Genomic DNA, 10,759 nt, shown 5'->3' on the forward strand with positions numbered 1-10,759 from the left:
GGGGCAGGACGGGGTAACAGAATGCGCAGGCTTGAGCCGTTTCCGAATCTGGTGACGATGTTCTTCACCCGCGCCGCGGAAAAGGGCGATGCGCCGTTCCTGTGGCGCAAGCTGGACGGGCGCTGGCAGCCGCTCAGCTGGCGGGTGGTGGCGGAACAGGTTTCGGCGCTGGCCCAGGCGCTGCGCCGGATCGGCCTCAACCCCGGCGACCGGGTGATGCTGGTGTCGGAAAACCGACCGGAATGGTGCATCGCCGACCTGGCGATCATGGCGGCCGGTTGCGTCACAGTGCCGACCTACACCACCAATACCGAGCGCGACCACGCCCATATCCTGGAAAATAGCGGCGCGCGGGCCGTGATCGTATCCACCGACAAGCTGGCGCGAACGCTGCTGCCGGCGATGCTGCGTTCCAGCCAGGCGGCGGCGTTGATCGGCATCGAACCGCTGCGCTTCGCCCAGAGCGGCAGCGTCGATTTCCACGACTGGCACGCGCTGATCGCGGCGGAGACGCCCGACGTTGCGGCGACGGCGGCGGCCGCCACCTTCGGCCGCGAGGATCTCGCCTGCATCATCTACACCAGCGGCACCGGCGGCGCGCCGCGCGGAGTATGCCAGCATCACGGATCGATTCTGCACAACGTCGCCGGCTGCACCGCGATCATCGCCGACGATTTCGGCTGGGATGATGAGGTGTTCCTGTCCTTCCTGCCGCTCAGCCACGCCTATGAACATTCCGGCGGCCAGCATTTCCCGATCGGGCTGGGCGGCCAGATCTACTATGCCGAGGGGCTCGACAAGCTCGCCGCCAATATCGAGGAGGTGCGGCCGACGATCATGGTCGTCGTTCCCCGCCTGTTCGAGGTGCTGCGCCAGCGCATGGTCAAGGCGATCGAGAAGCAGGGCGGGCTGGGGCCGGCGTTGCTGCGCCGCGCGCTGGCGCTGGGCGGCAAGGACCTGGCCGGGCGGCTGCCGCTGTGGGACAGGCCGATGGACTTTTTCATCGGCCGGACGCTCCGGCCCAAGGTGCAGAAGCGCTTCGGCGGGCGGATCAAGGCGCTGGTCTCCGGCGGCGCGCCGCTCAACCCGGACATCGGCGTGTTCTTCCACGCCCTCGGCCTGACCCTGCTGCAGGGCTATGGCCAGACGGAGGCGGGGCCGGTGATCTCGTGCAACCGCCCGTCGGCCGGGTTGAAGATGGACACGGTCGGCCCGCCGCTCCCCGATACGGAGGTGCGGATCGCCGATGACGGCGAGATACTGGTGCGCGGCGAGCTGGTCATGCACGGCTATTGGCGCAATCAGGCAGAAACCGACCGGGTGCTGGTCGACGGCTGGCTGCACACCGGCGACATCGGCGAGTTGGACGCCGCCGGCCGCATCCGCATCACCGACCGCAAGAAGGACCTGATCATCAACGACAAGGGCGACAATGTCGCACCGCAGAAGGTCGAAGGTATTCTGACCCTCCAGCCCGAAGTGCTGCAGGCGATGATCTATGGCGATCGCCGCCCCTATATCGTCGCGCTGATCGTGCCCGACCCGGAATGGACCGCCGAATGGGCGATCGCCAACGACTATCGCTGCGATTTCCGCGCACTCGCCGACAATCCGCAATATCGCGCGGCGGTGATGGCGGCGGTCGACCGGGTCAATCAGGACCTGTCGGTGGTCGAGAAGATCCGCCGCATCATCATCGCTGACGAGCCCTTCACCGTCGAGAACGCCCAGATGACGCCGTCGATGAAGGTCCGGCGCCACATCCTGCGCGACATCTACGGCGCCCGGCTCGACGCGCTCTACAAGGGGTGACCGGATTTTCGCGGGCGCCGCTTGAACAGGACAAACTCTATTTCCGGTACGGCACGAATTCCGCCATGCTGCACGCCCCGGTCTCGATGCCGGTGACGAAATCGCGCACCGTGGCGATGTCGCCGGAACACAGCCGGGTCGACGGCGTGCGCGTCACCAGCCCGGCACCGTTGCGCAGCCCGGGGCAGCCACCGACCGGGTCGTTGCGGTAGGTCAGCTTCGCGTTGACCCGGTAGAGAATCGTGCTGTCGCCGATATAGGTGGTGCCGTTGACCCGGTTGAGCGCGATGCAGTTGACCGGCTTGCCGGGGGTCTTGCCGGCCAGCGCTTTGTCCAGCTTCGCCTGGTCGGCGGCGGCGCGCTCGGCGCGCGCCGTGGACGGGCTGGCGACCAGGACCGATCCGCTGGTCAGGCTGGCCAGCCCGGCCGCGATGCAGAGGGTGAGACTATGCCGCATGCTGCGTTCCTCTCGATAATTCGTCCCTGAGCGTCAGTGTCGCATTCAGCCCCTGAACCTATCCTTAGCGGCGCGCCGTTCCGCCAGCTGCGCGACGCTGTCGGCGCGCATGAACGGATTGGTCGCCCGTTCCGCGCCGATGCTGGTCGGCACCGTCGGTTCGCCGGCCGCGCGCAGCGCCGTCACCTCGGCCATCCGCGCGGCGATGGCGGCATTGTCCGGTTCCGCCGCCAGCGCATAGCGGCCGTTCGCCTCGGTATATTCATGGGCGCAGTAGACGGCGGTGTCGGCGGGCAGCGCGGCCAGTCGCCGCATGTTGGCGAACATCTGCGCCGCCGTCCCCTCGAACAGCCGGCCGCAACCCATCGCGAACAGGGTGTCGCCGACGAACACCGTCGCGTCGTTGGCCAAGTGATAGGCGATATGGCCGGCGGTGTGCGCCGGAACCGCCAATACCGTCGCGCGGTGGGCGCCCAGCGTCACCACATCGCCTTCGCCGACCAGCCGGTCGAGCGTCGGGATTCGCGCTGCCTCCGCCGCCGGGCCGGTGATCGTGCAGCCGGTCGCCGCCTTGATCGCGGCGTTGCCGCCGGTGTGGTCCGGGTGCCAGTGGGTGTTCCAGACCTGCCCGATCCGCCAGCCGCGCCTGTCCGCTTCCGCCAGCACCGGATCGGCAACCGCCGGGTCGACCGCCACGGTTTCGCCCGCGGCGGGGTCGTGGGCCAGCCAGACGTAATTGTCGTTGAGCACCGGGATTCGCGCGATTTCCAGCATCGCGCGATCGTAGGGGGTAAACGGCCGTCATGGAAGCGGCGCCCGCCGTCTCCGCCCCTCGGCTATGGGCTCCCCCGCGCGAGCAGGGCCAGTGCCTCACGCGCCAGCCTTTCGGTCAGCAGCCGCGCCGGCTCGCCGGAACTGCCGAGCGCGGCCGCCTGCCCGGCCCATAGCGGCGTGAAGGCCGGATCGCCCGCCGCCTCCGCCTTGTGCCGCAGCTCCGCCAGCGCTGCCGATGCGTAGGGGAAAGGCGGGGCATCCGCGTTGACCGGGCCGATTTCGCGCATCAGCCGGTTGGGCAGGCCCCGCGCCGCGCCGCCGGTGAACAGGTTGGTGACCATGCTGTGCTCGGCCGCGTCGCTGGCGAGCAGGGCGCGGTGGATCGGGCTGATCAGGCTTTCCGGGCAGTGGAGATAGGCGGTGCCGAGCTGGACTGCGCTGGCGCCAAGGGTCAGCGCGGCGGCGATGCCGCGCCCGTCGCCGATGCCGCCGGCGGCGATTACCGGCACCCTGACCGCGTCGACCATCTGCGGCAGCAGCGCGAACAGGCCCATCGGGTCGCCGTCTTCCGCCAGCCAGCGGCTGGCATGGCCGCCCGCTTCCCAGCCTTGGGCGATGACCGCGTCGCAGCCGGCGGCGGCCAGCCTGCGTCCGCCCTCCAGGCTGGTCGCGCTGGCGATGACCATTGCGCCGGTCGCCTTGACCCGGCCGAACAGCGCCGCGTCGGGCAGGCCGAAGTGGAAGCTGACGATATCCGGCTTTGCTGCCTCGACCGCCGCGCACATCGCCGCGTCGAACGGCGCGCGCAGCGGCGGCGGATCGGCGGGCGGGGCGGCATTGTATTCCGCGTAGTAAGGCGCCAGCCTGGCCAGCCAGGCAGCGTCGTCCGGCACCGGGCCGAGCCTATGGCAGAAGAAATTCAGATTGATCGGGCCGGACACCCGGGCGCGCACCGCCGCCACCTCGTCGCGCATCCGTTCCGGACTGAGCATCGCGCAGGGCAGCGAGCCGACCGCGCCCGCCTCGATCGCGGCGACCGCCAGCGCGACGCCCCCGGCATTGGCCATCGGCGCCTGAATGATCGGCACCGTCATCCCCACCCGCGCCAGCAGCGCCGGGTCGGGCCAGCGGGTCATTTTACCAGCTTCCCGTGTTGGGCATCGACGCCCATGGCTCGGCCGGCGGCAGATGTCCGTCCTGCAGCAGCTCGATCGAGATGCCGTCCGGGGTGCGGACGAACGCCATATGGCCGTCGCGCGGCGGGCGGTTGATGGTGATGCCGGCATCCATCAGCCGCTGGCAGGTCGCGTAGATATCCTCGACCCGATAGGCGAGATGGCCGAAATTGCGGCCGCCGCCATAGCTTTCCGGGTCCCAGTTGTGGGTCAGTTCGACCTGCGCGTCCTCGTCGCCCGGCGCCGCCATGAAGATCAGCGTGAACCGCCCGGCAGGATTGTCGATGCGGTTGACTTCGCGCAGGCCGATCAGCTCGAAAAACCGGATGGTTTCAACCGGATCGCTGACCCGGATCATGGTGTGGAGATATTTCATGCGCCGTGTCCGGACCGTTCCGCCCCTAGCCCTCGGGCGTTGGCGACTCGGCGTCAAGCTGTTTCAGCTGGGCGGCGGCGGTCACGGCGGCGGCGCTGCCCGGCTGGTTGAGGATCGCGCCCTGCCACGCCGCCCGCGCTGCCGCCGGTGCGCCGGACAGGATGGCGATATTCCCGGCCTCCAGCGCGACCGAAGCGTCGTCGGGCGATCGCTCCGCCGCCGCCTCGATGTCCTTCTGCGCGCGGGCCAGGTCGTTCTGCCGCCGCGCCAGCGTCGCCGACAGCAGCCAGGCGAGCGGGTCTTCCGGGACCAGCGCCAGCGCCTTGTCGATATCGCCGCGCGCATCCGCCAGGTCGCCGAGCGCCACCGCCGCGCGGGCGCGATCCAGATGCGCCTCGCCCAGCGTTGCGCCGGCCAGTTCGCCGCGCGCCAGCGCCGCGTTGAACGCCGCACGCGCCGCCTGCGCCTCGCCCCCGGCCAGCCGGGCGTTCCCCGCCTGCACCCACAGCGCCGCCGGGCTGGTCTGCTGTGAAATCTCGGCCTGCCGCGCCGCCTGCTCGAACGCGGTTGCCGCCGGAATCCACCGCTCCTGCGTGGCATAGGCGAGGCCAAGGCACTGGCGCGCCTCCGCCCCGCCGCCCAGCATCTGCCACTGGTTCGCCTGTTCTATCGCCTGATCGGGTGCGTCCGCGGCCAGCGCCGCGCACTGGGCGAAACGGGACGGTTCGGCCGCTGCGGGCGGGACGGCGGCGGCCTGGGCGGCAAGCAGAAGCAGGATCATCGCGGTTCCGGCATGGCGGCAACGGTGGCCAGCAGCAGCGCGATGTCGGACTCGCGTGACAGCCGATGGTCGCCCCGCTTGACCAGCAGCGTCTGCACGTCGGCTGAACGAAGCCGCTCGGCAAGGTGAAGCGAGTGGTGCCAGGGGACGTCCGGATCGGCCTGGCCGTGGAGCAGGCGCACCGGGCAGTCGATCGCGATCTCGCCCTGCAGCAGCCGGTGCGCCTCGCCCGATTGCCAGAAGGCACGGGTGGTGACGGTCGGCGTGTCACTATAGGCCGACGCTTCCTCGACCCGCCCGCGCGACAGGATCTCCATCTTCTGCTCCTGGGTATAGCCCCAGTCGGTGAAGTCGGGTGCCGCCGCGATGCCGACCAGGCCCGCCACCCGTTCCGGCCGGGCGAGCGCGGCGAGCAGCATCAGCCAGCCGCCCATCGACGAGCCGACCAGCAGCAGCGGCCCGCTGGTCAGCGAATCGATCGCGAACAGCGCGTCGTCGCGCCAGTGGGTCAGGGTCGCGGTTTCGAAATCGCCCTCGCTGGCGCCGACGCCGGAATAGTCGAAACGCAGCATCGCGCGGCCGTTGGCCGCCGCCCAGCCGTCAAGCGCCATCGCCTTGCCGCCGGTCATGTCGGACAGGTAACCGGGCAGGAAGACGATCGTCGGCCCGCCGCCCGCCCGGCCGGCAAAGGCAATACGGACGCCGTCGCCGCGATCGGCGTGGCCGGCGGTCAGATCACCCATTCGATCGACTGCAATTCGATGTTGGCCCGGCGTTTCGCGCCCCGCTTGGCGACCATCGCCTCATAAAGCCGCCGCACCGTGCCGCTGCCGGTGGTGACGAACAGGCCGGGGATGACGGCGTGGACCATGCAGGCCAGCCCGCCGGCAACCATCTTCGCGCCAAAGCCGGTGGCGGCGGCAAGGTGCTCGGAATAGCTTTCGCCCACCTCGGCCGGATGATTGCGAAACAGCGCATTGAACATCGGCAGTTTTCCGCAAAACGAAACCACAGCCCCCTATAGCACCGGCACCCCGCGCGGCAACCGCGCGGGGTGCCGGGCACCTTGGTGCCGCCTGGATCGCCGCCAGCGCGGGGATGCCTTGCGCTGGGCGGCGTCGCGCGGGCATAAGTCGCGCGCGCGATCCTGCGCCGCTTTCAAGGTCAGACCCAATCCGATGTCCGAGATGATCACGATCAGCCTTCCCGACGGTTCCGTGCGCGAGATGGCGCGCGGCACTACCCCGGCGGAGGTAGCGGCGGCGATCGGGCCGGGGCTGGCCAAGGCGGCGTTGGCGGCGCGGGTCGACGGGGAACTGCGCGACATCGGCCGGCCGATCGAGCATGACGCGGCGCTGGCGCTGGTCACCGCGCGCGACGAGGCGGATGCGCTGGAACTTGTGCGGCACGACTTCGCCCATGTGCTGGCGGAAGCGGTGCAGAGTCTGTTCCCCGGCACCCAGATCACCTTCGGCCCGGCGACGGACGATGGCTTCTATTACGATTTCGCGCCGAAGGACCGCGACTTCACCGAGGAGGACCTGCCGGCGATCGAGGCCGAAATGCGGCGGATCATCGCCGCCGACAAGCCGCTGGTCCGCGAGGTCTGGCCGCGCGAGACGCTGATCGCGCGCTGGCGCGAGCAGGGCGAGACGTTCAAGGCCGAATGGGCCGCCGAACTGCCGGAGGGCGAGGAACTGACCGTCTACCGCTCCGGCGGGGACTGGTTCGACATGTGCCGCGGCCCGCACCTCGCCTCGACCGGCAAGCTCGATCCGGCGGCGTTCAAGCTGACCCGCGTGTCCGGCGCCTATTGGCGCGGCGACCAGAAGAACGCGATGCTGAGCCGCATCTACGGCACCGGCTGGCTGAACAGGAAGCAACTCGACGCCCATCTGCTGCGGCTGGAGGAGGCGGCGAAGCGCGATCACCGCAAGATCGGCGCGGAGATGGACCTGTTCCACCTGCAGCAGGAGGCGCACGGCTCGGTCTTCTGGCACCCGAAGGGCTATATCGTCTGGCGCCAGCTAGAGGCGTATATGCGCCGCCGGCTCGATGCCGCCGGCTATGTCGAGGTCAAGACCCCGCAGCTGATGGACGCGACCCAGTGGGAGCGCTCCGGCCATTGGGGCAAATACCGCGAGAATATGTTCGTGGTGCCCGACGAGATTCCGTCGACCGAGGACGATGCGCCGGTGCTGTCCGGCGCCGGCGACCTGATGGCGCTGAAGCCGATGAACTGCCCGGCGCATGTGCTGATCTTCAAGCAGGGGATCACCAGCTATCGCGAGTTGCCGATCCGCATGGCCGAATTCGGCTGCTGCCACAGGAACGAACCGCATGGCGCGCTGCACGGCATCATGCGGGTGCGCCAGTTCACCCAGGACGACGCGCATATCTTCTGCCGGCACGACCAGCTGATCGACGAGATCGTCGCCTTCTGCGACCTGCTCGACAGCGTCTATCGCGACCTGGGGTTCGAGCGGTACGCGATCAAGCTGGCGCTGCGGCCGGAACAGCGTTTCGGCTCCGACGCCGACTGGGACAAGGCGGAGGAGATCCTGCGCCAGGCGGTCGCCAAGGCGGGACGCGCGACCGCCGACTACGGCTGGGAGGAACTGCCCGGCGAAGGCGCCTTCTACGCGCCGAAGCTGGAATTCCACCTGACTGACGCGATCGGCCGGACCTGGCAGGTCGGGACGATCCAGGCGGATACGGTGCTGCCGGAACGGCTCGACGCCTCCTATGTCGGCGAGGATGGGGCGCGGCACCGGCCGGTCATGCTCCACCGTGCCATCCTCGGCACGTTCGAACGCTTCATCGGCATCCTGATCGAGCATCATGCCGGGCGCTTCCCGCTCTGGCTCGCGCCGGTGCAGGCGGTGGTCGCGACGATCGTGTCGGACGCGGACGGCTATGCGGAGGAAGTTGTCGCGCAACTGACTGCGGCCGGGCTACGCGCGGAGACCGACACCCGCAACGAGAAGATCAATTATAAGGTGCGCGAGCATTCGCTGGCGAAGGTCCCGCACCTGCTGGTCGTCGGCAAGCGCGAGGCGGAGGAAGGCACCGTCGCCATCCGCACCCTCGGTCGCGAAGGGCAGCGCGTGATGTCGGTGGCCGAGGCGATCGCCCTGCTCAACGCGGAGGCGACGCCGCCGGACCTGGCGCGCTGAAGTCGGCGCCGCCCGCCTATTTGCGTGTCGGCAGGGGCGGCACCGGCGGGGTTGCCGGGGCGCCGCGCTTCGGCAGCCCCGCTTCCTGCCCCAGCGCGTCCAGCTTCGTCTTGTCCATGTAGGAATCGAGCTTGCTCAGTTCGGCGATGACCGCCGGATCGGCCATCAGTCCGCGCGCCGCGACCTGGCCGAGAGTATTGAACGCCGTCTCGAACGCCAGCGGCCCTTCGTATTTCAGCGCATTGACCGACTGGCCGCGGCAGGTGTCGGTGATCAGCCGGACGAACAGCGTGGCGCCGCCGCGGTTGACCGCCTCGCGGCGGGCATCGCTGACGGCCGCCATGTCCCGGGTCACCGGGCTGGCGGAAAGCGCGACGAACATCCACTGCATCATTTGCGCCCGGTCGTCCGCCGTCGACCTGTCGACCAGGCAGCGGGTCAGGTCGTCGGAATAGATGCCCGCCTCCGCCGCCGTGCCGCCCGCCAGCAACGCCAAACCGGCCGCCGCGCCCCATATCCGCCCGTTCATCGCTTTATCCCCCCCGTTCAAAGGCTCTTGCCCGCCCGCCCGGCCAGTTCGGTCACATATTGCCAGGCGACGCGACCGGAGCGGCTGCCGCGCTGGGTTGCCCAGCGGACGGCGTCGGCGGCGTCGAACGGCAGACGGTTGGCGGCGCAATAGCCTTCGATCATCGCCAGATAGCCGGCCTGGTCGACATTGTGGAAGCCGAGGCTGAGGCCGAAGCGGTCGGCCAGCGCCAGCCGGTCGTCGGCAACGTCGCGAGGGTTGATCGCGCTGTCCTGCTCCGCCATGTCGCGGGCGACGATGTGGCGGCGGTTGGAGGTGACGTGCAGCCGGGCGTTGGCCGGCCGTGCCTCCGTCCCGCCCTCGAGCAGCGATCGCAACGCGCGGGCGCCGTCCGCCCCGCCTTCGAACGCGATGTCGTCGACGAACAGGATGAAGGCGCGCGCTACCCCGGCAACCGCGTCGAACAGCGCCGGCAGCGTGTCCAGCCGGTCGCCTGGCACCTCGACCAGCGCGATCGCCCTGCCTTCCGCCTGCAGATCGCCGACCACGCTCTTGACCAGCGCCGACTTGCCGGTGCCGCGCGCCCCCCACAGCAGCACGTCGTGCGCGGCATGGCCGGCGGCGAGCCGGGCGGCATTGTCACGCAGCGCCTGCTTCTGCGCGTCGATCCCGGTCAATAGCGCCAGCGGCAGCGGCGCGAATTGCCGCGCGGCGACCAGCGCGCCGTCGCGCCAGCCATAGGCCGGATGGGCCAGCGGATCTGCGGGCGCGGCGGGCGGCGGCGCGAGCCGTTCGAGCGCGGCGGCGATGCGGGCGAGGCTGTCGTCGGTCATGCGTTCCCCCTTAACCCGGCGCGCCGCCGGGTCCAGTGCCCGCGTGTGGCCCGGTTACGGCGCGCGGGCCAGCGCCAACGCGTCGGCGCGCAGCGGGAAATCCCGGTTGGCGGCGACGGCTTCGGCGGCGACGCGCGCCTCGTGCGCCCGCCCCAGCGCGGCATAGGCCTGCGCCAGGTGCCAGCGCAGGCCGGGGTCGGCCGGCGCCATCGCTACCGCCTGCTCGATCAGCGCCAGGCCGTAGCGCCGGTCGCCGCCTTCGAACAACAGCCAGCCCAGCGTGTCGGCCAGCGCCGGGTTGGCCGGCCCGGCGGCATGGGCCGCGCGGGCGAAGGCGGCGGCGCGGGCCGGATCGCCCTTGCCCGCCCACGCCCAGGCAAGGTTGTTGAGGATCGCGGCGTCGCCGTCGCCGATCCGGCGCCGCAGCCCCTCGAACAGCGCGATCGCCGCATCCCAGCGCCCGGCGGCGAGCAGCAGGGCGCCGTTGGCGTTCAGTGCCGGGATCGAGCGCGGATTTTGTGCTAGGAACAGGCCAAGGGTCAGCGATGCCGCCTGCGGGGCGCCGGCGCGGCGCTGGGCGTCGGCAAGGCGCAGTGCCGCGCTTTCGGAAAAGGCGATGTCGGCGGCGGCGGCGAAGGCGCCCGCCGCCTCCGCCCAGCGGCCGCCGGCGGCAAGCACGTCGCCGACCAGCATATGCGCGTCCGGTGCGCCGGGATTATCGCGGCGCAGCCGCGCGGCGGCGGCGAGCGCGGCGGTGCCGTCGCCGGTGGTCACAAGCCCGCGGACATGGCGGACCGCCGCAACGGCGTCGCGCCCGGGCTCCGCCGCCAGCACCGCCGCCGGCAG

Annotated in this window: 12 protein-coding genes; 2 read left to right on the top strand and 10 right to left on the bottom strand. The window is 70.5% G+C overall.

The window, feature by feature from the left end:
- Nucleotides 1-21 precede the first annotated feature (21 nt).
- Complete coding sequence (locus E4A53_RS13655) at nucleotides 22-1,812, top strand: AMP-dependent synthetase/ligase (protein ID WP_136163666.1); 1,791 nt, start codon at nucleotides 22-24, stop codon at nucleotides 1,810-1,812.
- A gap of 37 nt (nucleotides 1,813-1,849) precedes the next feature.
- On the opposite strand, the gene E4A53_RS13660 is transcribed toward E4A53_RS13655, so the two are convergent.
- The 7 genes from E4A53_RS13660 to E4A53_RS13690 form a co-directional block, all read right to left on the bottom strand.
- Nucleotides 1,850-2,269 carry a hypothetical protein gene (locus E4A53_RS13660; RefSeq protein ID WP_136163667.1) on the bottom strand — a complete coding sequence of 140 codons (420 nt, stop codon included), beginning with the start codon at nucleotides 2,267-2,269 and terminating at the stop codon, nucleotides 1,850-1,852.
- A 45-nt stretch (nucleotides 2,270-2,314) separates the two neighbouring features.
- Complete coding sequence (gloB, locus tag E4A53_RS13665; protein WP_136163668.1) at nucleotides 2,315-3,043, bottom strand: hydroxyacylglutathione hydrolase; 729 nt, start codon at nucleotides 3,041-3,043, stop codon at nucleotides 2,315-2,317.
- Between the two features lie 62 nt (nucleotides 3,044-3,105).
- Nucleotides 3,106-4,179, bottom strand: coding sequence for an NAD(P)H-dependent flavin oxidoreductase (locus E4A53_RS13670; protein WP_136163669.1), 1,074 nt, complete (start codon nucleotides 4,177-4,179; stop codon nucleotides 3,106-3,108).
- Between the two features lies 1 nt (nucleotide 4,180).
- Nucleotides 4,181-4,594 (bottom strand): VOC family protein, encoded by a 414-nt coding sequence (locus E4A53_RS13675; protein WP_136163670.1) that lies wholly within the window; start codon nucleotides 4,592-4,594, stop codon nucleotides 4,181-4,183.
- A 25-nt stretch (nucleotides 4,595-4,619) separates the two neighbouring features.
- Nucleotides 4,620-5,375: a tetratricopeptide repeat protein gene (locus E4A53_RS13680; RefSeq protein ID WP_136163671.1), complete on the bottom strand. Its 756-nt coding sequence runs from the start codon at nucleotides 5,373-5,375 to the stop codon at nucleotides 4,620-4,622.
- Entirely contained in the window at nucleotides 5,372-6,118 is a 747-nt protein-coding gene (locus E4A53_RS13685; protein WP_136163672.1) for an alpha/beta hydrolase, read from the bottom strand. Before E4A53_RS13685 ends, E4A53_RS13680 begins: the two co-directional genes overlap by 4 nt.
- Nucleotides 6,106-6,360: a DUF6356 family protein gene (locus E4A53_RS13690; protein ID WP_136163673.1), complete on the bottom strand. Its 255-nt coding sequence runs from the start codon at nucleotides 6,358-6,360 to the stop codon at nucleotides 6,106-6,108. Before E4A53_RS13690 ends, E4A53_RS13685 begins: the two co-directional genes overlap by 13 nt.
- Before the next feature lie 193 nt (nucleotides 6,361-6,553).
- Between E4A53_RS13690 and thrS the strand changes: the two genes are divergently transcribed.
- Entirely contained in the window at nucleotides 6,554-8,551 is a 1,998-nt protein-coding gene (thrS, locus tag E4A53_RS13695; protein ID WP_136163674.1) for a threonine--tRNA ligase, read from the top strand.
- 16 nt (nucleotides 8,552-8,567) lie between these two features.
- On the opposite strand, the gene E4A53_RS13700 is transcribed toward thrS, so the two are convergent.
- From E4A53_RS13700 to E4A53_RS13710, 3 genes are all read right to left on the bottom strand, one after another.
- Nucleotides 8,568-9,080, bottom strand: a complete 513-nt coding sequence (locus tag E4A53_RS13700; RefSeq protein ID WP_136163675.1) for a hypothetical protein — start codon at nucleotides 9,078-9,080, stop codon at nucleotides 8,568-8,570.
- Nucleotides 9,081-9,097: 17 nt separating this feature from the next.
- The gene (locus E4A53_RS13705; RefSeq protein WP_136163676.1) at nucleotides 9,098-9,913 is read right to left on the bottom strand and encodes an ATP-binding protein; all 816 of its coding nucleotides are present in this window, start codon (nucleotides 9,911-9,913) and stop codon (nucleotides 9,098-9,100) included.
- A gap of 54 nt (nucleotides 9,914-9,967) precedes the next feature.
- The coding region (locus E4A53_RS13710; RefSeq protein ID WP_136163677.1) for a tetratricopeptide repeat protein at nucleotides 9,968-10,759 on the bottom strand (792 nt) is incomplete at its 5' end.

The organism is Sphingomonas flavalba (genome assembly GCF_004796535.1).
Taxonomy (GTDB): domain Bacteria; phylum Pseudomonadota; class Alphaproteobacteria; order Sphingomonadales; family Sphingomonadaceae; genus Sphingomonas_L; species Sphingomonas_L flavalba.